Annotated in this window: 24 protein-coding genes, 1 tRNA gene and 1 riboswitch; of the genes, 13 read left to right on the top strand and 12 right to left on the bottom strand. The window is 44.5% G+C overall.

All coding sequences use genetic code 11. The features are described from left to right. Positions 1–130 precede the first annotated feature (130 nt). Complete coding sequence (gene hmpA, locus AC0TWI_RS15645; RefSeq protein ID WP_488127271.1) at positions 131–1,345, bottom strand: NO-inducible flavohemoprotein; 1,215 nt, start codon at positions 1,343–1,345, stop codon at positions 131–133. A gap of 188 nt (positions 1,346–1,533) precedes the next feature. Between hmpA and AC0TWI_RS15650 the strand changes: the two genes are divergently transcribed. Both AC0TWI_RS15650 and AC0TWI_RS15655 read left to right on the top strand, forming a co-directional pair. Next, positions 1,534–1,989 carry an Rrf2 family transcriptional regulator gene (locus tag AC0TWI_RS15650; RefSeq protein WP_488127272.1) on the top strand — a complete coding sequence of 152 codons (456 nt, stop codon included), beginning with the start codon at positions 1,534–1,536 and terminating at the stop codon, positions 1,987–1,989. Positions 1,990–2,230: 241 nt separating this feature from the next. Beyond that, positions 2,231–3,463, top strand: a complete 1,233-nt coding sequence (locus tag AC0TWI_RS15655) for an aminopeptidase (protein ID WP_488127273.1) — start codon at positions 2,231–2,233, stop codon at positions 3,461–3,463. Positions 3,464–3,625: 162 nt separating this feature from the next. Here AC0TWI_RS15655 and AC0TWI_RS15660 read toward each other — a convergent pair whose 3' ends face one another. Then, positions 3,626–3,832 (bottom strand): hypothetical protein, encoded by a 207-nt coding sequence (locus tag AC0TWI_RS15660; RefSeq protein WP_488127274.1) that lies wholly within the window; start codon positions 3,830–3,832, stop codon positions 3,626–3,628. 201 nt (positions 3,833–4,033) lie between these two features. On the opposite strand from AC0TWI_RS15660, the gene AC0TWI_RS15665 reads away from it, so the two are divergent. Together AC0TWI_RS15665 and mreBH are read left to right on the top strand one after the other, a co-directional pair. Then, positions 4,034–4,549 carry an acyl-CoA thioesterase gene (locus AC0TWI_RS15665; protein WP_488127275.1) on the top strand — a complete coding sequence of 172 codons (516 nt, stop codon included), beginning with the start codon at positions 4,034–4,036 and terminating at the stop codon, positions 4,547–4,549. A gap of 388 nt (positions 4,550–4,937) precedes the next feature. Next, positions 4,938–5,945 carry a rod-share determining protein MreBH gene (gene mreBH, locus AC0TWI_RS15670; RefSeq protein ID WP_488127276.1) on the top strand — a complete coding sequence of 336 codons (1,008 nt, stop codon included), beginning with the start codon at positions 4,938–4,940 and terminating at the stop codon, positions 5,943–5,945. A gap of 97 nt (positions 5,946–6,042) precedes the next feature. On the opposite strand, the gene AC0TWI_RS15675 is transcribed toward mreBH, so the two are convergent. The 5 genes from AC0TWI_RS15675 to queF form a co-directional block, all read right to left on the bottom strand. Continuing rightward, positions 6,043–6,891 (bottom strand): GNAT family N-acetyltransferase, encoded by an 849-nt coding sequence (locus AC0TWI_RS15675; RefSeq protein WP_488127277.1) that lies wholly within the window; start codon positions 6,889–6,891, stop codon positions 6,043–6,045. Between the two features lie 92 nt (positions 6,892–6,983). Then, complete coding sequence (gene floT / locus AC0TWI_RS15680; RefSeq protein WP_488127278.1) at positions 6,984–8,543, bottom strand: flotillin lipid rafts scaffold protein FloT; 1,560 nt, start codon at positions 8,541–8,543, stop codon at positions 6,984–6,986. A gap of 18 nt (positions 8,544–8,561) precedes the next feature. Further along, complete coding sequence (locus AC0TWI_RS15685) at positions 8,562–9,092, bottom strand: NfeD family membrane protein (RefSeq protein WP_488127279.1); 531 nt, start codon at positions 9,090–9,092, stop codon at positions 8,562–8,564. Positions 9,093–9,296: 204 nt separating this feature from the next. Then, complete coding sequence (locus AC0TWI_RS15690) at positions 9,297–9,929, bottom strand: queuosine precursor transporter (protein WP_488127280.1); 633 nt, start codon at positions 9,927–9,929, stop codon at positions 9,297–9,299. A 13-nt stretch (positions 9,930–9,942) separates the two neighbouring features. Beyond that, positions 9,943–10,440 (bottom strand): preQ(1) synthase, encoded by a 498-nt coding sequence (gene queF / locus AC0TWI_RS15695; protein WP_488127281.1) that lies wholly within the window; start codon positions 10,438–10,440, stop codon positions 9,943–9,945. Between the two features lie 107 nt (positions 10,441–10,547). Beyond that, positions 10,548–10,595: riboswitch (PreQ1 riboswitch) on the bottom strand. 181 nt (positions 10,596–10,776) lie between these two features. Between queF and AC0TWI_RS15700 the strand changes: the two genes are divergently transcribed. Further along, a complete protein-coding gene (locus tag AC0TWI_RS15700; RefSeq protein WP_488127282.1) occupies positions 10,777–11,232 on the top strand; it encodes an STAS domain-containing protein in 456 nt (151 codons plus the stop codon). Between the two features lie 171 nt (positions 11,233–11,403). Here the strand turns inward: AC0TWI_RS15700 and AC0TWI_RS15705 are convergent, their stop codons facing one another. Continuing rightward, complete coding sequence (locus AC0TWI_RS15705) at positions 11,404–11,610, bottom strand: hypothetical protein (protein ID WP_488127283.1); 207 nt, start codon at positions 11,608–11,610, stop codon at positions 11,404–11,406. Between the two features lie 297 nt (positions 11,611–11,907). On the opposite strand from AC0TWI_RS15705, the gene AC0TWI_RS15710 reads away from it, so the two are divergent. The 4 genes from AC0TWI_RS15710 (at position 11,908) to AC0TWI_RS15725 (ending at position 14,804) form a co-directional block, all read left to right on the top strand. Next, on the top strand, positions 11,908–12,051 hold the full coding sequence (locus AC0TWI_RS15710) for a polysaccharide deacetylase family protein (protein WP_488127385.1): 144 nt from the start codon (positions 11,908–11,910) through the stop codon (positions 12,049–12,051). Positions 12,052–12,300: 249 nt separating this feature from the next. After that, entirely contained in the window at positions 12,301–12,684 is a 384-nt protein-coding gene (locus AC0TWI_RS15715) for a YkvA family protein (protein ID WP_488127386.1), read from the top strand. A 716-nt stretch (positions 12,685–13,400) separates the two neighbouring features. Continuing rightward, positions 13,401–14,330 carry a stalk domain-containing protein gene (locus tag AC0TWI_RS15720; protein ID WP_488127284.1) on the top strand — a complete coding sequence of 310 codons (930 nt, stop codon included), beginning with the start codon at positions 13,401–13,403 and terminating at the stop codon, positions 14,328–14,330. A 252-nt stretch (positions 14,331–14,582) separates the two neighbouring features. Then, on the top strand, positions 14,583–14,804 hold the full coding sequence (locus AC0TWI_RS15725) for a tyrosine-type recombinase/integrase (protein ID WP_488127387.1): 222 nt from the start codon (positions 14,583–14,585) through the stop codon (positions 14,802–14,804). A gap of 90 nt (positions 14,805–14,894) precedes the next feature. Here AC0TWI_RS15725 and AC0TWI_RS15730 read toward each other — a convergent pair. Next, positions 14,895–14,967 (bottom strand) — tRNA-Arg (locus tag AC0TWI_RS15730). 134 nt (positions 14,968–15,101) lie between these two features. On the opposite strand from AC0TWI_RS15730, the gene AC0TWI_RS15735 reads away from it, so the two are divergent. Then, a complete protein-coding gene (locus AC0TWI_RS15735) occupies positions 15,102–15,242 on the top strand; it encodes a hypothetical protein (protein ID WP_488127285.1) in 141 nt (46 codons plus the stop codon). Positions 15,243–15,354: 112 nt separating this feature from the next. On the opposite strand, the gene AC0TWI_RS15740 is transcribed toward AC0TWI_RS15735, so the two are convergent. Continuing rightward, positions 15,355–15,921, bottom strand: a complete 567-nt coding sequence (locus AC0TWI_RS15740; RefSeq protein ID WP_488127286.1) for a beta-class carbonic anhydrase — start codon at positions 15,919–15,921, stop codon at positions 15,355–15,357. A gap of 221 nt (positions 15,922–16,142) precedes the next feature. Here AC0TWI_RS15740 and AC0TWI_RS15745 point away from each other — a divergent pair, with 221 nt between their 5' ends. Beyond that, positions 16,143–16,298: a hypothetical protein gene (locus AC0TWI_RS15745; protein ID WP_488127287.1), complete on the top strand. Its 156-nt coding sequence runs from the start codon at positions 16,143–16,145 to the stop codon at positions 16,296–16,298. Between the two features lie 45 nt (positions 16,299–16,343). Here AC0TWI_RS15745 and AC0TWI_RS15750 read toward each other — a convergent pair whose 3' ends face one another. Continuing rightward, positions 16,344–17,774: an aldehyde dehydrogenase family protein gene (locus tag AC0TWI_RS15750; protein WP_488127288.1), complete on the bottom strand. Its 1,431-nt coding sequence runs from the start codon at positions 17,772–17,774 to the stop codon at positions 16,344–16,346. 67 nt (positions 17,775–17,841) lie between these two features. Beyond that, positions 17,842–18,798 carry a Gfo/Idh/MocA family protein gene (locus tag AC0TWI_RS15755; RefSeq protein ID WP_488127289.1) on the bottom strand — a complete coding sequence of 319 codons (957 nt, stop codon included), beginning with the start codon at positions 18,796–18,798 and terminating at the stop codon, positions 17,842–17,844. 129 nt (positions 18,799–18,927) lie between these two features. On the opposite strand from AC0TWI_RS15755, the gene AC0TWI_RS15760 reads away from it, so the two are divergent. Together AC0TWI_RS15760 and AC0TWI_RS15765 are read left to right on the top strand one after the other, a co-directional pair. After that, on the top strand, positions 18,928–19,179 hold the full coding sequence (locus tag AC0TWI_RS15760) for a hypothetical protein (RefSeq protein ID WP_488127290.1): 252 nt from the start codon (positions 18,928–18,930) through the stop codon (positions 19,177–19,179). After that, positions 19,180–20,736 (top strand): ABC-F family ATP-binding cassette domain-containing protein, encoded by a 1,557-nt coding sequence (locus tag AC0TWI_RS15765; protein WP_488127291.1) that lies wholly within the window; start codon positions 19,180–19,182, stop codon positions 20,734–20,736. It abuts the gene before it with no gap. The last annotated feature ends 184 nt before the right edge of the window (positions 20,737–20,920 follow it).

A 20,920-nucleotide genomic window follows, 5' to 3' on the forward strand; every position in this document is an offset into this window, starting at 1 on the left:
TTCGCCCTCCTCGGAATAGTTACCTCCATTATAACCTTCGAACAGACGAAAAGCATGCGGTTCCCGAGACTTTCGGGGCACGCATGCTGTTTGTTTGTTATTTTGTTGTTATTTTGTTGTTATTTTGTTGTTATTTTGTTACTTTTTCAGCGTCTTGAATGGCCATCGCCGGGCCAAAGAATTCAAAACGGATTTTGTCTTTCGCAATTCCAAGTTTTCCGAGCATCGTAACGACGCTGTTCAAAAATGGCACAGGGCCGCATACATAGCAGATGGTATCTGCAGTCAATTTGTTTTTCAGGAACTCTTCAGTAATATAGCCTGTAAAGTGCTCATCACCTGCTGAAGAAGCTTCACTATAGCCAAAATAGACGTTGGCGTTTTTCATCCGTGCTGCCAGTTCCTGCACTTCTTTTTTGAATGCATGTACGTTTTCATTGCGCGCAGAATGGATGAATGTTACTTTCCGATCTGTATCTGTATCTGCAAGCGCCTCGAACATACTCATCATCGGTGTCAGACCGACCCCTCCACTGATCAGGGCAACCGGTGCGGTTTCTTCCATATTCAACGTGAATACCCCTGCAGGAGCGCTCACTTCGATCGAATCCCCTACTTGGATATGCTCGTGAAGATAATTGGACACTTTGCCGTTCGGATCATTATCATTTTCTTTCTTAACAGAAATACGAAATGTTTCTTTGCCAGGAGCTGCCGACAAGCTGTACTGGCGGTTCAATGCATATTCCTCTCCAGGGATGTTAATTCTTACAGTGATATACTGGCCTGGCAGATGCTTCGGTGTTTTCATGCCGTCTTTCGCTTTAAGATAAAAAGAAGTAATAACGTCGCTTTCCTGTTCTTTCCGGACAACTTCAAAATCTTTGAAGTCCTTCCAGCCAGCTTCTTTTTCAGCTTCATTATACATGTTCTGTTCCACATCAATGAAGGCTTGTGCAATTACACCGTATGCTTCCGCCCATGCATTGATGATATCATCGGTTGCCGCATCGCCAAGCACTTCTTTGATCGCTTCAAGCAAGAACTTGCCGACGATCGGATAGTGTTCAGGCTGCACCTGCAGACCGCGGTGTTTGTGCGCCACTTGAACAACAGCAGGAACAATCACGTCAAGCTCGTCAATATGCTTGGCAGCAGCCAGTACCATATTCGCCAGTGCTGTCTGTTGACGTCCTTGGGATTGATTTACGTGGTTAAAAATATTCAGCAATTCCGGATGTGCCGCAAACATGTTTCGATAAAAAGTAGTAGTGATTGCGACTCCGTGCTGTTCCAACACAGGTACAGTTGATTTTACGATATCGATTGTTTTTTGTGAGAGCATATATATGACTCCTTTTAAAAGATCTATTTTAAATACATGTTTATCTTATTCCTGCCCGTCCGCTTAAGCAATATTTAAAATACATGTTTAAAAAAACAGACACATTTCCCTTCACACCTTATTCAATTCCGGCCATCCCTCTGTTATGACGGTACTACTTGCAGTATAATGTCATATAGGTGATGAAAATGAAACTGACCATCTATACCGATTATTCTTTGCGCGTACTTATTTATCTTGCCGCAAAAAGACAAGATGAACTTTCCAATATAAGTGAAATTGCCGAAGCTTACGGCATTTCTAAGAACCATCTGATGAAAGTAATCCACGATCTCGGCAAAATGGGCATCCTTCAGACAATCCGAGGCAGGGGCGGCGGCATCCGCCTTGCACTTCCTCCAAATGAGATCAATATTGGCAGCATCGTCCGCGAAACAGAGGATGACTTCAAGCTTGTTCCTTGCTTCGGCGAGGATGGGGGTGCATGCACCATTTCCCCGGTGTGCGGATTAAAGCATGTTCTTCGCCAAGCGTTAGAGGCGTACCTGGCCGTACTCGACCAATATACAATCGCCGACATTGTCAGAAACCCAGAAGCATATCGGACCCTTTTTGGAATGGATACCGAGCCGGTCCACGTATAACTGGCAAAGACCGCATGTTCAGCGGTCTTTTTTTCGGTGTCTAGCTCCAGGCGCCATCGGCTCGAGTCATAAGTCAATCGCTTCTGAAGGCAAACAGCGCCTTCTGTCAGCTCTTGTCTTATGCTTGTCGCCGTTAGGCGGGCGCCTTGCGCTTTTCTTAGCTCAAACATTCAAGATTGGCATTGCTGCCGCTCATTGGTAAAATAAAGAGGAAGATTCTGAAAAACAAAGGAGAATGACCATGAACTCTTTACATGCAAAGCTTGAAAAATACGCGTCCCTCGTCGTAAAGGTCGGCGTCAATATTCAGCCGGGGCAAACGCTTGTCATCAACACGAGCACCGACAATCCTGAATTTGTCCGTCTCGTTGTGAAAAATGCATACGATGCAGGAGCTAAAAATGTGATCGTTAACTGGGCGGACGATGCGGTATCCCGCCTGAAATATGAGCTGGCGCCAGATGAAGCATTCACTGAATATCCGAAATGGCGAGCAAAGGAAGTCGAGGAATTGGCGGAAGAAGGAGCAGCCTTTATGTCGATCGTCTCCTCCAGCCCCGATCTTTTGAAAGGGATTCCTTCCGAAAGGATCGCCAATTACCAGAAAGCCGCAGGAACTGCACTTTCCAAGTATCGCCAATACATGCAAGCTGACAAAGTGAGCTGGACGGTTATCGCTGCGCCTTCAAAAGAGTGGGCTGCAAAAGTATTCCCGGATGCATCACCTGATGAGCAAGTCATGCTGTTATGGGATGCGATTTTCAAAGCAACCAGGAGCGATCTCGAAGATCCAGTTCAGCTGTGGAAAGAACATGACGCGACGCTGCATGAAAAAGTGGCCTACTTAAATGAAAAGAAATATCATAAACTCCACTACACTGCGCCCGGTACAGACTTAACGATTGAACTTCCGGAAGGCCATCTATGGGCAGGAGCCGGCAGCATCAATGAAAAAGGACATACGTTCATGGCCAACATGCCGACAGAAGAAGTGTTTACTGTCCCACATAAATATGGGGTGGACGGGATCGTTTCCAGCACGAAGCCTTTAAGCTATGGCGGAAACATCATCGATGAATTTACGATCACATTCGAAAAAGGCCGGATAATCGATGTTAAAGCGAAGCAAGGCGAGGATATTTTAAAACACCTCGTTGAAACGGATGAAGGCTCGCATTATTTGGGCGAAGTGGCACTTGTGCCGTTCAACTCGCCGATTTCACAATCGAACATTCTCTTCTATAATACATTATTCGATGAAAATGCCTCCAACCACCTTGCAATCGGCAGCGCCTATGCTTTCTGTCTGGAGGGCGGGAAGACGATGACTCAGGAAGAGCTTGCCGAACATGGCCTGAACTCGAGCCTGACTCATGTCGATTTCATGGTCGGCTCCGCTGAAATGAACATCGACGGCATTACAAAAGATGGAAAAGCAGAACCGGTCTTCAGAAACGGCGACTGGGCATTTTAAGAAAACAACCCGCCAAGATTTTTGGCGGGTTGTTTTTATGATCAATCTCAAAGAAAGCAGTTGTTTTTAACGTAGAACAGCACAATCTAATGAATAGCATTGTTTTTTTGGAAAGAACTGCTTTGACGAAGAAAACCCGGCCGAGATGCCGGGCATTATGCATTAATATTCTATTTCCGTCTCCCAGCCAGCACTGTATTCCTCCAAATCAGCCATTGTCATGCTTCCCGGCGGTTTCAGCAAGCTGCTTTCCTCTTCTGTCTGTGTAAAGGCCGCCTGCATATTCGACTGAACAACAACGTCATCCCAGCGCTTAATGAGCATGGAACCATCTGGATTGCAGCGGATTCTCTTCGTCAGCTTGTCCATAAGTGCCATCCCCCCATAAAAGAATGTAGAAATCACCCATAGGCTGAACGCCGCCCCTTTTGACTTCCTTTACCCGTTCTACACAAAAGCAAACATGATTTATGAACATTTTCTCCCATCGGCAATTGAACAGGGCTTGGTCATAATCCTTCCATTAATGCTATAATAACCAAGAATGAGTACATGCTTGGAGGTAAATGTATGCCAGAGAAAAAGCGCATGAGAGATACACTGACAATCAAAACGAGCATCGTTCTTCCCCCCGATACGAACCACTTGGGTACACTGTTTGGCGGAAAGCTGATGTCGTACATAGATGATGTAGCTTCAATAGCTGCCATCCGCTGCGCCCGCAAAAGTGTCGTCACGGCTTCTACTGATTCTGTAGACTTTATCGCTCCGATCAAAGTTGGGGATGCCGTAACCCTGAGTGCGATGGTTACATGGACAGGCAGAAGTTCCATGGAGGTATTCGTAAAAATCACATCGGAAAATCTGATGTCCGGCAAGCAGACCGTAGCCGCTCTTTCCTTCCTGACCTTTGTCGCACTTGATGATGATGGTAGGCCTTCTCCTGTTCCAGAGGTGATCCCTGAATCGGAAGAGGAAATTTGGCTGAACCAGACAGCTGCAAAGCGGGCTTCGCACAGGAAATTACGGAAGCAGGAAAGCAAGGATCTTGCCAATTTTTTTACAAATTACATGGACAATAATTGATGAAAAACAGTCGAAAAGTGAACTGCACCCAATTGTTAGGAACTATCATCCAATTGGGATTGCAGGTTCATTGCCGGCTGTTTTTATTTTTTTGCTTTTTTACAGCAAGATTAAAATTTGTTAACAGCGCAGGATTCCTCTTTATTCCAATCCCTTTGACTGCGAAGGTTCAAGGCATTTTGCTATTTTACTATTTGTAACACTTCTCATTTGTCATATTTTGTAACGGGAAAAAAGCTGAAAGTTTGACTATACTAGGTAGACAAAGTGTGTCCGGCTAATGCCGCGGCGACCCCCATGAAGGGCGCTTGTCGATCGAACGGTATAAAGATGAAATTGTGAGATTGATAGACTTGTACATATTATTATAAAAGGCTAGGTGAGTCGTATGTTTTCAAATACGGAAATTGGTATTGATTTAGGGACAGCCAATGTCCTCGTCTATACAAAAACAAAAGGGATCATACTGAATGAGCCTTCAGTAGTCGCTTTGAACACGGTGACTGGCAACGTGCTTGCCGTCGGAATGGAAGCGAAAAATATGATCGGCAAAACACCGGGCAATATTGTGGCGGTGCGGCCATTGAAGGATGGCGTGATTGCGGATTTTGACATCACAAGCCAAATGCTGAAAGAAATCATGAAAAAAGCCGGAAAAACACTAGGCTTTGCACTCCGCAAGCCGGATGTCGTTGTCTGTACCCCTTCAGGCGCCACATCTGTCGAACGGAGAGCGATCCAGGATGCGGTCAAATCTTGCGGAGCGAAGAATGTCCATTTGATTGAGGAACCGGTCGCAGCTGCCATCGGTGCTGATCTGCCGGTTGAAGAACCTGTAGCGAATGTAATTGTGGATATCGGCGGCGGTACAACCGAGGTGGCAATCATTTCCTATGGCGGGGTTGTTACTTGCAATACCGTGCGAATCGGCGGCGATCTTTTTGATGAGAACATCATCCAGCATGTCCGCAAACATTATAATCTGCTGATTGGTGAGCGGACTGCCGAACAAATTAAAATCGAAATCGGGTACGCACTGATCGATCACCCGAAAAAAACATTAGACGTGAGAGGCCGTGATTTGGTCACAGGTTTGCCAAGGACCGTCACTCTCAGCTCGCATGAGATTCAAGATGCCCTCAGAGAATCGCTCCTTCATATCCTCGAAGCGATTCGTGCGACACTGGAAAACTCTCCTGCAGAACTGAGCGGCGACATTGTCGACCGGGGTGTTGTACTGACAGGCGGCGGTTCACTGCTGAACGGCATGCAGGAATGGCTGTCGAAAGAAATCATCGTGCCTGTTCATCTTGCGCCAAGTCCATTGGAAGCTGTTGCCATCGGTACCGGCCGCTCGCTCAAATTTATCAACCATTTGCAGAAAGCAGCAAAGTAACAATAAGATAAAACACTTAGCTAAAAAAAGGAAAGAGGGTGGCGGGATCGCCACCCTCTTTCCTTTGCATATAAACAAACGGGCGTAATTATGTTTTTCAACCATTAACTGAATCGTTATGTAGTGAAAAATAATAGCCTGCGTAATTAAATACATTCTTGAATCCAATCTTCTCTGCAACTGCAACAGAGGGCTTATTCATCTCCATGCAATCCCAATACGGAACCTGATCATTCTCCAAACACTCTTTCACAAAACTGTGGGCGACCATTTGAGCCAATTGTTTACCCTGATGGGACTCTATTGTTTCAATATCAATGCAGTGTACTTCCCCAACGACAAATCCTGAAAAACAAGCACTGACAATTTCATTTTTATGAACAACACAATACCCGAGCCCATTCGCAAAGAACTGCTCAGGTGTGGACCAGAACTCTGCTATTTTCGATTGTAAAAAGTCTATGTTTGTTATTGAGTTGTCCCTATTCTCAAAGAGCGCATGATTAATTTTTACCACCTGATACCCCTTTTCAATTTCAGGTATATACTTGCTTTGATAATCAAACTTCTGTAACGTATACACCTTTTGATTCCAGCTCTTTACTTGACGATGCTCAAAAACCCTTTCAATAACGCTGTTCCATTTTTCATGATTGCCAACTCCTTCAAACCATTCAAGTTGGACTTTTTTTGCTTCCGGCATGATGACATCGTCAATAAAACCGTTTAACTCATTGTTGAAATCCTCGTTTTGTTCACTTCCAAAAAATATAAACCCATCATTATTCCCTAACCAAATAAGCCCACAGCTAGGAGTACGAATATCATCTACAAAGATACGGCCTGGATTGATATTTTCGACAATGGCCATGGCCTCTAATTGCCCTCGTTCACTCAGCAACCCCCTACACTTAAAAAATTCAGACTCCTTTAATTCAAATATCATCTCTGTCTCCCCCTCGACCTTCTTTACCGTTTTCTCCACTCAATCGAACATAAGAAAGGGACAATCCGTTTTGGCGGATTGTCCCTTTCCATTTATACCAATTCTTCTTCCGCTTGCTTTTCTCCCGATTCTGTTTTGTTCGATTCGCGCATTTCGTATGCGAGTGCATCGATGCTTCCTCGGATGTTATGTTTGCCTGAGAGGTTTTCGAGCATTTCTTTAACATCAATGCCTGAAGAAGCTTTAAGTGTTTCCTGCATTGTTGCCATCAGGTTTGTGGCGTAGCCGGATACTTTGTTGGCGCCGCCTTCGCCTGAACCGCCAGTATCGACAACAGTAATTTTATCAATATTGCCAAGCGGAGCAGCCACTTGCTTCGCATATTCAGGCAACATTTTGAGAACCATGTCGAGAATAGCGGCTTGACCGAACTGTTCGAATGCCTCTGCCACTTTCCGTTTCGCTTCCGCTTCCGCAATCCCTTTCAGACGGATGACCTCGGCTTCTGTTTCCCCTTGTGCCCGCTGTGCATCGGCTTTTGCGACACCATCGAGACGGACTCTTTCCGCTTCGGCTTTCGCCATTGCCTCCACCCGATACTGATGGGCGTCCGCTTCGGCCATTTGTTTCATCTTTTCAGCTGTAGCCGCCTGCTCCACCGAGTAGCGGTCGGCATCAGCTTTCTTCTTCACTTCTGAATCATACTGACGCTCACGACGGAGAATCTCTTTTTCTTCCAATTCAATCTGCTTTTGACGCTCGATGATCTTGATCTGCATTTCGTGCTCTGTAACATCCTGTTTGGCGCGGGCTGTTTCCAGATCATACGCTTGGTCGGCATTCGCACGAGCGATGTCCTGCTCGCGTCGGTATTCCGCCATCTTCAGCTGGTTGACCTTTTCGGCCTCCGCAATCTCAGTTGCTCTTTCCAGTTCTGCTTTCTTCGCTTCCTTCGCTGCCTCGGCACGCTTGATCCGCGTTTCTTTATCAGCTTCAGCCGTTGCGATATCGGCATCACGTTTTACCTGGGCGATCCGTGGTTTACCGAGAGAATCAAGGTAGCCATTTTTATCGCGGACTTCCTTGATCGTGAATGAAACAATCACAAGTCCCATTTTCGCCAAGTCCTGAGAAGCGACACGCTGCACTTCCTGAGAAAACTTATCACGGTTTTTGTAGATTTCTTCAACCGTCATTGATCCAAGGATGGAACGAAGATGTCCTTCGAGTACTTCTTTCGCTTCGATTTCTCGGTCTCCCTTTGTTTTGCCTAGAAATTGCTCGGCTGCCGTCGCAATCTCGCCAATCGAACCGCCAATTTTAATGATGGCTGTTCCGTCCGCCATCACCGGAACACCTTGTTCCGTATAAACTTCAGGAGTCGTTACCTCAAGCTTACTCGACAGGAGGCTGAGCGGCTCTGCTTGCTGGAAGACCGGCAGAACGAAGGTACCTCCGCCGCGGATGATCTTAATTTTATTGCCTGCCTCATCGACGTGGACGTTCTTTCCGCCTAGATAGCTTCCCGTCACGATTAGAGCCTCATCAGGTCCAGCCGTACGGTATTTTGTGATAAAAACGCTAATCAGCGCAATCAGGATAAATGCGACAATTCCAATAACTACTAACAAACCAATCGTTTCATTGCCCATATTCTCTATTCCTCCCTTTTACTGAAATTGTTTCTCATAAGGCATTACATGAAGAATGCCATCCTTAACATCTATCACGAGAATTTCCTCGCCTTCCGCAATCGGCTCATCATCATGGCTTGAAGCCGGCTTTGAAATCATGCCGCTGTAGCTCTCGATGACAACTTCGCCAAAACCTTGTTTTGGAATCGGAATGATCACTTTTCCCATTCTGCCCTCAAGTGATTTTTCCGTATAGCTGAGCGACTGCTCGGCGGACTTCATCGGTATAAGAACGAACACATTAAGGAGAAGATCCAGCAAGGCTGCAGCGATTGCAGCTATCCCCATGATCAAAAAAACATTGAACGAAGTAACTTTCTCAAGAATATAGCCGCCCGCCGAAAAAAAAGTGATAAAGGCCAGGATGAGCACAGGGCTCAGAAAATCGGCAGCTTCGCCTATTCCTTCCATTACATCGCCGAAAAACACATAAAGCAGTGTTCCCAAACCGGATACGATGAGCAGCCCGAGATAAATTGTCTCTATCGGATAGCCAAACAATGTCATCTCCATCATTCCCTTACTATGTTTTGGATTGCTTGCTCAAGATTGGCACCCCTCCCTCTGTATCTCTTTGTCTTATATACGATTGGAAAATGGAAAAAGATTCACGATTTTGGGTTCTTTTTGAAAAAACTTTACGGAATCTTCCATCATTATATCGTATCTCTGTACCTCAAACTACCCGTTTCAGACAAATAGCCGCCTTAATCAGGCGGCATGATGTTGAATCGTTTTCCGATCTGCCCGCCTGCAAATGCGAACGAGCAAATAGACAAAAGGCGTATCTAGAATAGCAATCAGGAATTTCACAGCATACTGAGAACCAATCATCAGTAAAAGCGCTGTGAACGGCATCGTCCCTAGAAAAGCGATCGAGATGAAGATCGTTGTGTCGACAAGCTGGGAGAGCATAGTCGAAGCATTATTCCGGATCCAGAGCTTTTTGTCCCCATGCCTTTTCTTTAGGCGATCGAAGACGTACACGTCCAAATTCTGGCTGATTATAAACGAGACAAAGCTTGCAACCGTTACCCTAAAACCTGCAGTGAAAATTACTTCATACTCGCTCTGTATACTAAAGAAAGGCGCGGGCGGCAACTTGATTGTCGTATAAATGAACACGACTGCAGCCAGCTGAGTCACCAAACCGGCAATGACAGTTTTTCTCGCCATTTCTTTCCCATACACTTCCGTAATTGTGTCGAGGATTGGATAGGTGAACACATAAACGATAACGGCAGCCGGAAGTACGACCCAGTTGCCGATACCGAACAATTTTACCGCCAGGACATTGGAGAGGATAAGGAGGCCTGTAAAAGCTCCATTTAAATAAAGTAGCATGAGCCCGCCCTCCTCATCGGTTGTCGACCTTTTCAGGATACAGATCGTGATTCATCATCCGATAAGACGCCATCTCTTCATATTTCGTCCCTGGTTTTCCATAGTTGCAATAGGGATCAATCGACAATCCGCCGCGGGGAGTGAACTTTCCCCATACTTCTGCATAGCGAGGCTGCAGCAGCTTAACAAGATCATCCATGATGATGTTAACACAGTCCTCGTGGAAATCCCCATGATTGCGAAAGCTAAACAAATATAGCTTGAGTGATTTGCTTTCAACAATTTTTTTGTCAGGTATGTAGCTGATGTACATGGTGGCAAAGTCGGGCTGACCTGTTTGCGGGCAAAGCGATGTGAATTCAGGACAATTGAATTTTACGAAATAGTCCCGGTCAGGATGCAAATTCTCGATTGCCTCCAACAACGCGGGGTCATAGTTGTCCTTATACACAGTATGTTGATTACCTAATAGTGTCAGATCTTCAAGTGATTCTTCTTTTCTTCCTGCCATGGAAAAAAACCTCCCAGTCTATTTTGTTTTTTTACAATAACCAGGGGAGGCCCATGAATAAAAAAATGAAAAAAGCCATATCGCGATCGGATATGGCTTTTCATGCATCATCCATAGTTTTTTATAGAGGGTTTATCGCTATGAACCTCTCCCAAGCGGGTTATGTAATATAACTCAATCGTACTGTAAATGTTCTGGCCAGTCAATAGAATATTAGTTATTGGAGGGATAGAAGTACCCCCTCTGACGATTTTCATGTAGAATAGATTGTGGTCAAATTAAATACAATAAAACTGTGAGGTTGCCATGGACACCAATAAATCAGAAAGAGAATTGATGCAACAGCAAATACAGGAATTGTCCTCAAAAGTTGAGGAGTTGGAAGAACAAATTCAAAGCATCTCGGTTCCGGTCATCCCATCCATTATGCCGAATACAGTTCTCATTCCTATTGTCGGAGATTTATATCCTGAACGCTTTAATATGATCATTCCGCGAATTCTCTCCCATGTCGCGGAAAACGAATCCGAGTGGGTCATTCTTGATTTTACCGCCATATCTCTTCGGGAAACGATCAGTCTGAATACAATGGCCCAATATATAGAGAATGTCACTTCAGCTCTCCAATTGATGGGGGCAAAGGTTCTCGCAGTGGGTCTTGGACCACAGCTAACACAGGAGCTAGTGTCTGCAAGCCTTCCTTTCACTAAAGAACTGGACTGTTTCCTAGACTTTAAAAATGCTTTACAATTCGTAATGAAACAAATGCGGTTACAAATCATCCGATCCTAACAACTTGGCGATTGACCATATTGCATTTGTATATAATAAAACAAAGATGGAGCTGCCAAGAAAAATCAGTTTGCACTGACTTTCCGGACAGCTCCTTTTGCCAATCAGAGATCAAGCCGGGCTTGGGCTACTATTGCAAGTGGCTAAACCTCCCTTATCGGCCGACCGGGATTAATACCGATCCCGCTCTCTCTCCCTGCAACGGCAGACGAATCGATTTCGCTCACGGTCGCGGTCACGATCGCGGTCACAATCGTGGTCGTCGTCCCTCTCGCCTCTCACTTCACGACACTCACAGATCAATCTCCTGCGCCGCCTGTTTCTTCTTTCGTCTTCCTCGCCGCCAACAAAAAAATCATCTTCGAAAAAAAAGCTCATGATCTTCTCCCCTTTTGCAATTGTTTAAGCCGGCCGACTTACTTTAATATATAAAAAAACCGCATGTCTGCTTGGATAAACTATCTGATGAAATAAAACATTTCCTTGCTTACTGCCGTTTTCTTTGGAAATCACCTGGCACTAGAGGTAAAAGACTATCCAGTAGAAACGCCGCAGATGGGAGAGCAAACAGATGAAAAAGCTGCTAATTATATTTTGTGCTGCCTGGCAGCAGGCGGACAATATGCAAATAAAGAGACAAAAACAAGGAGACACTAGAAAAAATACGGCAATGTCATCTGGGAGGTAAATACAGACGAGAAGATCATGGCCATCACTTTCTATGATGGTCCCCATCCTGTCTACACGACTGACATATTGGACACCTTGACAAAATACAACGCAAAGGCAACCTTTTTTATCATGGAGCGCATGCTGTAAAATTTACCTACTGACAGGTCACACTGTCTTTGCCCCTCCTAAATCCCCGTACCCCTTGTTCTGTAGATGTTACCGAAAATACTCTTCGGTACCTTATAAGAACCATTTCATCCATTAAAACTTATTCCTGACGTGATTGGCTGCAGCTGACTAAACGTATGCCTTTACCTTCGCGCTACGCAGAAAATTCATTTGTTTACCTCAATGTTCCTGATTTAATATAATTGAATATGGAGGATAACAATGGACATAGTAAATAACCTTAAAAAGATTGCCCGGAAACTAAAAAATGATTTAGTTGTTCTATATCTATCCTACAAGGATTCGCGAACTCCTGTATTCGCCAAGATATTCGCAATATGTGTTGTAGCCTACGCTTTCAGTCCAATAGATTTAATCCCTGACTTTATACCTGTTTTGGGATATCTAGACGACCTTATTATCGTCCCTCTCGGAATCTCAATAGCACTTCGATTGATACCCTCACAAATTATCGAAGAAAACAGGGTTAGAGCTGAAGAAATGAAAAAGAACGGGAAACCGAAAAACTGGTTTGTAGGCGCGCTTTTTATCATTGTTTGGATCGCTATAGCTATATGGATAGGAAAACTACTAATTAGCTGGTTTTCTTGAATATAATGCACTGCAGAACAAGTAAAAAACATTCGTGCCAATTTCGTGCCAGTTGAATGAAAAACAGAAATAGGACGCGGGTTACAAATTACTGTAACCCGCGTCCTTCTTAGATCTATAATAGCGGCCCTAGCAGGAATCGAACCTGCGACGCACGGTTTAGGAGCCCCACTAATGGCTTTTTACACATTGTATTGTTTCACTCCGTCCGAAACCCTTTTAAATCAGGCTTTTGAAGCAACCCTTTTTTATTGCGACATGACTCTGTTGGTCACATTCGTGACCAAATACGTGACCGTGTGACCAATTTACAAAAAAAATAAGACTCGGCTATGTGCCGGGCCTTATTTTTCACTGCTTAATCCTAACTTTCAAACTCCACTTCCACCACGCTGCCATAATCGATCAGCAGCACATCCCCATAGTAATTCTTCAACAAAGCCATCAAACCAAAAATAATAAGATGTATTCTACGAGGTCTAATGTAAAATATCCCCTAATATCCGTTAAAATAAAGGTTATGAACAAATGCACATACATTTACATAGCAGAAGAGTTTAAAAAAAAATCGGATTTCCTATAAATTACTAAACAAACATATATCAACCTTATAGTGTTATAATTAATGTTTTTAGGTAAATTATGTTAATGTTATTCATATACTGGTAGGCATTTAAATCGAATATTAGTTAATCTTAGACAAGGAGTGAGTAAGATTGAAAAAATTCGTTTTAGGTTTAGTAAGTGGTGTAATCATAGCTAGTGGTTCCGCAGTTTATGCGAGTGAAAGCATTAAGGCTTTGTTATTCCCGGCAAAGTATGAAATTAACGGTGAAAAAGTTGAGTTACCAAAGGGATATCATACACTTAATGTAGATGGTCGCACTTACGTTCCAATCAGATTCATTGCTGAGAGCTTAGATTCTTTTGTTACATATGATAGTAAAACAAAACTAATCGGTATAGAAAATAAATTTGACCTTAATAAGAATGGAATTAAAGTTGGACATTTACATGTAGAGCCTAATAAAACGGGTTCAACTGTTAAAGGAAAGCTGTATGTTGGGAATGATTTATGGGATAAATTTGTAAAAGGCCCTTCTAATCCAGGTGGGGATGTAAATCCCGGAGTTAAACTAGATGTAGGTGGCAATTTACTATTTTTTGATGGGGAAGGACATTATTTAGGAGAAGCATTTGTTAGCGAAGAAGCAGTAGCTGGCGGTGAACAGATTATTGGTTTTGAAGTAAAATCAAATGATAATCTATCGAATTATGAATATGTTATGCTAGCACATGAATTTCCTCAACCAAGAACTTTGCCTACACCGCCTGATTTTGAAAATTATGATCCAACAGGTCAAGTCGGTATAGGAGGAATACAAGTTCGTAAAGATAATGGCTTTTCGGTCGTGAAAGGTTATATTAGTTTGGAAGTTGATGGATACTATGAAGGGAACATTACTTTAACTTATCTTGATGGTAATGGTAAAGAGCTTGGTACAACTGAACTGGTATCAAAATTAAATGGAAAAAAACCTGAAAATGGTATGATCATAACCAAATTTGAAACTGCCGGAAAAGGGGATTTAACAAATTTTAAGCAGGTCAAGGTCACCATTAATTCGCTAACACCGATAAAATAAACCTAAGCATTACTATCTGGGAATCTTCACCGGTATGCGACAAGGGGAAATACTGGGGCTTAAATGGGATGCAGTTGATTTCGATACCAAGACAATCCATGTCCATCGAGCTATCAAGCGAATAGACGGAGGTTATGAATTAAAAGATTTAAAAAACGATTCAAGCTACCAAGGATTTGTGTAACAACTGGATCGGGCATATTTGTCCTTCCTACTAATATTGGTCGTGCGTTTTGTTTGCTCATTAAAAATATGGAGATTAAGAAGATACGCTTTCATGATCTTAGACATACACATGCCTCCCTGCTTTTCAAACAAAACGTGCATCCAAAAATTGTCCAGGAGCGATTAGGCCATTCCACAGTCCAGATGACACTCGACACATACTCACATATGTTCTCGAATATGCAGGAGGCAGCAGCTCAAAAATCGGATGATATTTTGCTGGATATGGACAGCAAAATATCATTTTAGCGCACTAAAGGTGACCAATCCGGTTTTTCGCAATAAAAATAGCAAGGATGCAAAACGCTGCAACCCTTGCTATTACTATTCCTACTATAGCGGCCCCAGCAGGAATCGAACCTGCGACGCACGGTTTAGGAAACCGACGCTCTATCCTCTGAGCTATGGAGCCAGATTAAAATCACCTTTATTATTATAATACATACTTCCTTTGAATAAAAGCATAAAGTTCGCTATACTTGAAATTGGACAGGAAAAAGTTTTTCCTGCAGGCAAAACGGGTGGTTTCAGAGGGGGGTGGACCGCATGCAGTTATGGGTAACCTTGGGATTCGTAGGTGTTGTGGGAGTGATCGCCGTTTTCCTGATGCACTTTGTTGGCTCGGCTTTGAATGGTGAAGATACAGAACGTATTGATGAAGTACCGGAAAATCATTTGCAGCAATAAGCCGAAGGACTGTCTAACATAAGAGACAGTCCTTTTTTGCTGCTTATGCAAATCAGCCCTTTCGTGAAAAACGCAATCCGTTTATCTCGAAAGGGCTGATTCTTAATTTTTATTAGGCCTTTATTTCGCTGTCCACCACAAGATCAAGCTTGCCTGTATCCGGATCTATGACGAGACCGTAGACTGGGATGTTCTTTGACATTAGAGGATGGCTGCGAATCATTTCAACGCTGTGGGCGACGCTCTCTTCCACGCTGTCAAACCCTTCAAGCCACTTGTCAAGGTCGATGCCAGAATGGGTGACTACGTCGATTGTTTCTTGAGAAATGCCCCGCTCCTTCATCGTGTTGAGCAACTTTCCGCTGTCAATGACGCTCATGCCGCAGTCATGATGCCCGATTACAAACACTTCATCCGCTTGCAGTTCATATACTGCGATCAGCAGGCTCCGCATGATGCTTCCAAATGGATGTGAAACCATTGCTCCAGCATTTTTAATGATTTTCGCATCGCCGTTTTTCAAGTTCATCGCCTTATGCAAAAGCTCGACAAGCCTTGTATCCATGCATGTCAGAATAACCATTTTCTTATCGGGAAACTTGGTTGTTACGTATTCTTCGTATTTTTTTTCCTCGATAAAGTTCTTGTTGAATTCCATGATCTCCTTTAAACGGGACATTTTCTTCACCCTTCCTTTCTGTATATCCTATCATTTTACTGAAACAAGCAAAGAAAAAAAAGCGATAGGTCCCGCCTATGTATCCGGTACTTTCCTTCTCCTCCAGATCATATACTGGAGCAAGCAGATTTCCGTTTAACTTTTCATATGAAAGGGAATTGGACAAACGAAGATACTCCAAGTACGCCACGGCTTATTTTAGCGATAAGGAGGTACAATGGATGGATTTATCGATTCTTTTAGGATTGGTTGTAGTCGTTGCCGCCATTGCTTTGATTCTCGTTTATTTTATCAGGAGCGCGCTGAATTTCGATGACGCCTCGGTCGTGGATGAACTTCCTCGGCAGAACGATTCATCGAAAACTGAAAATCTATAGTAAAAGCCGCCAGCAGGTATAGGTCCTGCTGGCGGCTTTGTTTGGTTAAAATTCATAGTTCAAGCTGATCATTTTCATTCTGGTCATTTCTTTGATGGCGTATTTAACCCCTTCATGTCCATATCCTGACGATTTCACACCACCATAAGGCATATTGTCGAAACGCAACGTCGGCACATCATTGATCAGCACCTGGCCGACTTCTAACTGATGGGCAAACTGAAGCGCCTGCTTCAGGTTATTTGTAAATACCCCGGCATTAAGACCATACTGGCTGTCGTTCATAGCATCCAAAGCTTCTTTTGCGGAAGAAACACGGTTGATCACTACGACCGGTCCGAAGATTTCTTCGCAGACAACCTTGTCTGTCGCCTTCGCTTGTGCCAATACAGCTGGTTCGATTCCGTTTTCTTTGACTGTACCGCCGGCGAGCAGCTTGGCTCCGCCTTTGACTGCTTCTTCAATCCAGGCGAGAACCCGTTCTTGCGCTTTTTTGTTGATCATGCCAGTGACAACCGTCTTGTCATCGAGAGGGTCTCCAAAAGGGAGCTCCTTTGTTTTCGCGACAAATTTCTCGAGGAAATCGTCGGCAATCTCTTCACGCACATATATACGCTGGGTATGGATACATACTTGGCCATTGTAGGCAAATGCCCCGCCGACCGCTTTCTCTACGGCCGCGTCAAGGTTTTCCGACACCGACCGGTCTACATAAAGGGCCGAATTGCTTCCGAGTTCGAGCGTCACCCGTTTCAGGCCCGCCTTGTTTTTAATTTCTTTTCCGACCGCGGGGCTTCCTGTGAAGGAGATTTTTTTCACACGCTCGTCTTCGAGTAATACGGGAACAAGCTTTGGCCCTTCGCCTGGCATGACATTCAGAACGCCATCAGGCAGTCCGGCTTTTGTCAGCAGTTCCGCCAGTTTTAAAGCTGTGAGCGGTGTTTTTTCCGCCGGTTTCACGATAATCGTATTTCCGGCAGCAATTGCCGGTCCCACTTTATGGACCGTCAAATTAAGCGGAAAATTGAATGGCGTTACTGCACCGACAATTCCGAGCGGTTCATAAACCGTGTATGCATCTCTGCCTCCTCCGCCCGGTGCTGCCCCAAGCGGAATGTATTCACCGCTGATCTGCTTTGCTTCTTCGCCGGCAAATTGCAAGGTGCCGATCGAACGGTCCACCTCTCCCCTTGCCGCTGTTATCGGCTTGCCTGCTTCTGCTGCGATCAGCCTGGCAAATTCTTCGCGCTTCTCCTTCAGCAAAGAAGCCGCTTTATACAAAATCTCAGCTCGTTCAGCGGCAGTCAGCTTTTTGATTGTGCCAAAAGCCTTGTCGGCGGAAGCGATCGCTTTTTCCATCTCTTCTTCGGAACAATCGGCGACGATGGCGATTTTTTCATTATTGTAAGGGTTGACAACTTCATAACTGTTTTTTGCTTCTGCATATTTCCCATCAAGATAATACCCGAATTTCATCTCTTCACCCCGCATTCTTTATTTCCTATAGTATATCAAACAACCGGACGGAACCCGGCACTCATGCTCAGTCTACTTGTCCAAGCAGTTGTTCCAGCACTTCCTGGACAGCAAAGCCCTCTGTGAACGTTACCAGATGGGCCGGCTCTCCATTTAATGCCTTTACGAGTTCATCAATCAGTCCCGGTCCGCTGCTCTCCCGCTCAAGCTCCACCGTATCCGACAGAAGCCTGTTTGTCCCTGTCAGAACGCTCCAATTGTTTAATGCCAATACACCTTCATCCCCATATACACGGAATGAGATTTCTTCAGTCTGTCCAATATCGCTCAATCCGTTTATAAGAATGGGAACTCCATTCTCCAGTTCCATTCTCGCGATTACACCCTTTTCACACAATGCGGTATCTTCAGGATAATCAATGTATGTATTTACCTTTTTCACTCCGCCAAACAAATCGAGCAGAACCTGAATATAGTGAGGAGTGATTTCGCGGATGAACCCTCCCTGCTCCCGGCCGCCGATCCAAGGATTTTGCTGCCATGCACGCGGCCATTTGGGAAAATGCATCTTCAACTCAATTCGCTGCAGCTTGCCGATGTACCCCTCTTTCAACTTCTCGCCGAGCACCTGAACCGGCTGGCTGTACGGCAGTGGAAAGTTGATGGCGTTGATGACCCCTGCTTCATTTGCCGCTTCCATCATTTCTTTTGCCTCTGCAAGCGAATTGGCGAGTGGCTTTTCACAAAAAACCGGTTTGCCTGCACGGATCACATCAAGAACGATTTGATGGTGAAACTTCGGCGGAACGGCAACATAAACAAGATCAAGCTCCTGTTTATCCAATAGTTGTTTATAATCTACTGTCGCTTCCACCTCTGGAAGTTTGTTCTTCATTTCTTGCAGCCGGCTTTCATTTACGTCACTGATATGGGCCACATCTGTTTGCGGATGCTCGATAAACTGTTTCAGAAGGCGTTCACCGACTGCCCCTAGTCCGATAATGCCAATCTTAAATTTCCCCATAGTCCACCTCTGTTTTTTTATATATTATCCTCCCTATCATACCCTCCGAAAATTTGTTTTATCAACTCCGGAAGCTGTTTCCAAGAAAGGAGAATCGTTTTATAATAGAAGAGAGAGGACGGGTGAAGGATGCAGCTGACGAAATGGTCTTATACAAAAAAGTATAATATCAAGGCCCGCTTTGATGAATTTCCCCATTGTGATGTGATTTTTCGTCAAATCGGTCAATACTATTTTATCTATACGGTGTTCTGGTCCAAGGAGGACGCCGTCGTCGGACGGACTCATCTTGAAGAAATGGAAATGCTGTTGAACCGCGAGCTTGGTACAATCAGCAATTATATAAATCGAAAAAGCAGAAGGAAAATAGGTGGAGAATAAATGAGTATTTTATCAGTCAGTCACTTAAGCCACGGTTTTGGAGACCGGGCGATTTTTAATGATGTCTCGTTCCGGCTCTTGAAAGGCGAGCACATCGGCTTGATCGGCGCAAATGGCGAAGGCAAGTCGACATTCATGAACATTATCACTGGCAAACTGCAGCCGGATGAAGGAAAAGTAGAATGGGCGAAAAAAGTGAGGGTCGGGTATCTTGACCAGCATGCGGCCCTCCAGCCCGGCATGACGATTCGAGATGTGCTGAAGACTGCCTTTCAATATATGTTTGATCTTGAGCAAGAGATGAATGACATTTATGCCATTCTGGGTGAAGCCACTCCTGAGGAAATGGAGAAGTATCTTGAAGAGACCGGCCGCATCCAGGACATCCTGACAAACAATGACTTTTACCTGATCGATGCGAAAGTCGATGAAATCGCCCACGGTCTTGGACTGGATGAGATTGGCCTCGAACGTGACGTGCATGATCTTTCCGGTGGCCAGCGTACCAAGGTTCTTTTGGCCAAATTGTTGCTTGAAAAGCCGGATATTATGCTTCTTGACGAGCCGACGAACTACTTGGATGAGGTGCACATCACCTGGCTTCAGCGGTATTTGCAGGAATATGAAAATGCGTTCATTCTCATTTCACATGACATTCCCTTTTTAAATAGCGTCATCAACTTGATCTATCATATGGAAAACCAAGAGCTGAACCGGTATTCCGGAGATTATGATGACTTCCAAAAAGTATACGAAATGAAAAAGCAGCAGCTTGAATCGGCTTATAAGCGGCAGCAACAGGAGATTTCCGAGCTGAAGGACTTTGTTGCCCGAAACAAAGCCCGGGTCTCTACCCGTAATATGGCAATGTCCAGGCAAAAGAAGCTGGAGAAAATGGACATTATCGAATTGGCCGGAGAAAAACCGAAGCCCGAATTTCGTTTTCGTGAAGCTAGAACTTCCGGAAAAATGGTATTTGAAACGAAGGATCTAGTCATCGGCTACGACGAACCGCTGTCCAGGCCGCTCAATTTGAAAATGGAAAGAGGCCAGAAGATCGCGCTGACCGGTGCAAACGGAATCGGAAAAACGACGCTGCTCCGCAGTATCCTCGGCGAAATCAAGCCAGTATCCGGTGAAGCACAGCTCGGGGACTATTTGCATATCGGCTATTTTGAACAAGAAATGAAAAACAAAAATTCCAATACGTGCATTGAGGAAGTATGGAATGAATTCCCTTCCTTCACTCAATACGAAGTCCGGGCAGCCCTTGCCAAATGCGGCCTGACGACGAAGCATATCGAAAGCAAGGTCGAGGTGTTGAGCGGCGGCGAGAAAGCAAAGGTCCGCCTCTGCAAGCTGATCAATAACGAAACGAACCTGCTTGTGCTCGACGAGCCGACAAACCATCTGGATGTAGATGCGAAAGAAGAATTAAAACGTGCGCTTGCAGACTATAAAGGCTCCATCCTGCTTATCAGCCACGAGCCAGATTTCTACCAAAGCATTGCAACTGACATTTGGAACTGTGAATCTTGGACGACAAAGGTGCTTTGACCCAAAAGATACCGGAAACAAGGTTAGAGCAATCACTTTGTTTCCGGTATCGATGTATAGGTAGAACAGGTAAGGTGTCTAGGGGGAGTTTGATACCGGAAGAATTGCAAACTTCTTTTCTTCAAGTGTCAATGTGACCTTTTGATACCGGAAAAATCGTAATCTCTTTTCTTCCGGTATCTAA

The organism is Lederbergia sp. B243.17 (genome assembly GCF_057657925.1).

Excerpts from the sequence above, each read along its gene's own strand:
- AC0TWI_RS15685 (WP_488127279.1), bottom strand. The coding sequence starts at position 9,092 with ATGACATTGTTTGGCTATCCGATAGAGACAATTTATCTCGGGCTGCTC.
- AC0TWI_RS15655 (WP_488127273.1), top strand. The coding sequence starts at position 2,231 with ATGAACTCTTTACATGCAAAGCTTGAAAAATACGCGTCCCTCGTCGTA.
- AC0TWI_RS15760 (WP_488127290.1), top strand. The coding sequence starts at position 18,928 with ATGCAGCTGACGAAATGGTCTTATACAAAAAAGTATAATATCAAGGCC.
- hmpA (WP_488127271.1), bottom strand. The coding sequence starts at position 1,345 with ATGCTCTCACAAAAAACAATCGATATCGTAAAATCAACTGTACCTGTG.
- AC0TWI_RS15765 (WP_488127291.1), top strand. The coding sequence starts at position 19,180 with ATGAGTATTTTATCAGTCAGTCACTTAAGCCACGGTTTTGGAGACCGG.
- AC0TWI_RS15660 (WP_488127274.1), bottom strand. The coding sequence starts at position 3,832 with ATGGACAAGCTGACGAAGAGAATCCGCTGCAATCCAGATGGTTCCATG.
- AC0TWI_RS15675 (WP_488127277.1), bottom strand. The coding sequence starts at position 6,891 with ATGATATTTGAATTAAAGGAGTCTGAATTTTTTAAGTGTAGGGGGTTG.
- AC0TWI_RS15745 (WP_488127287.1), top strand. The coding sequence starts at position 16,143 with ATGGATTTATCGATTCTTTTAGGATTGGTTGTAGTCGTTGCCGCCATT.
- AC0TWI_RS15700 (WP_488127282.1), top strand. The coding sequence starts at position 10,777 with ATGCAACAGCAAATACAGGAATTGTCCTCAAAAGTTGAGGAGTTGGAA.
- AC0TWI_RS15705 (WP_488127283.1), bottom strand. The coding sequence starts at position 11,610 with ATGAGCTTTTTTTTCGAAGATGATTTTTTTGTTGGCGGCGAGGAAGAC.
- AC0TWI_RS15740 (WP_488127286.1), bottom strand. The coding sequence starts at position 15,921 with ATGTCCCGTTTAAAGGAGATCATGGAATTCAACAAGAACTTTATCGAG.
- AC0TWI_RS15665 (WP_488127275.1), top strand. The coding sequence starts at position 4,034 with ATGCCAGAGAAAAAGCGCATGAGAGATACACTGACAATCAAAACGAGC.
- AC0TWI_RS15690 (WP_488127280.1), bottom strand. The coding sequence starts at position 9,929 with ATGCTACTTTATTTAAATGGAGCTTTTACAGGCCTCCTTATCCTCTCC.
- AC0TWI_RS15650 (WP_488127272.1), top strand. The coding sequence starts at position 1,534 with ATGAAACTGACCATCTATACCGATTATTCTTTGCGCGTACTTATTTAT.
- mreBH (WP_488127276.1), top strand. The coding sequence starts at position 4,938 with ATGTTTTCAAATACGGAAATTGGTATTGATTTAGGGACAGCCAATGTC.
- queF (WP_488127281.1), bottom strand. The coding sequence starts at position 10,440 with ATGGCAGGAAGAAAAGAAGAATCACTTGAAGATCTGACACTATTAGGT.
- AC0TWI_RS15750 (WP_488127288.1), bottom strand. The coding sequence starts at position 17,774 with ATGAAATTCGGGTATTATCTTGATGGGAAATATGCAGAAGCAAAAAAC.
- AC0TWI_RS15735 (WP_488127285.1), top strand. The coding sequence starts at position 15,102 with ATGCAGTTATGGGTAACCTTGGGATTCGTAGGTGTTGTGGGAGTGATC.
- floT (WP_488127278.1), bottom strand. The coding sequence starts at position 8,543 with ATGGGCAATGAAACGATTGGTTTGTTAGTAGTTATTGGAATTGTCGCA.
- AC0TWI_RS15725 (WP_488127387.1), top strand. The coding sequence starts at position 14,583 with ATGGAGATTAAGAAGATACGCTTTCATGATCTTAGACATACACATGCC.
- AC0TWI_RS15755 (WP_488127289.1), bottom strand. The coding sequence starts at position 18,798 with ATGGGGAAATTTAAGATTGGCATTATCGGACTAGGGGCAGTCGGTGAA.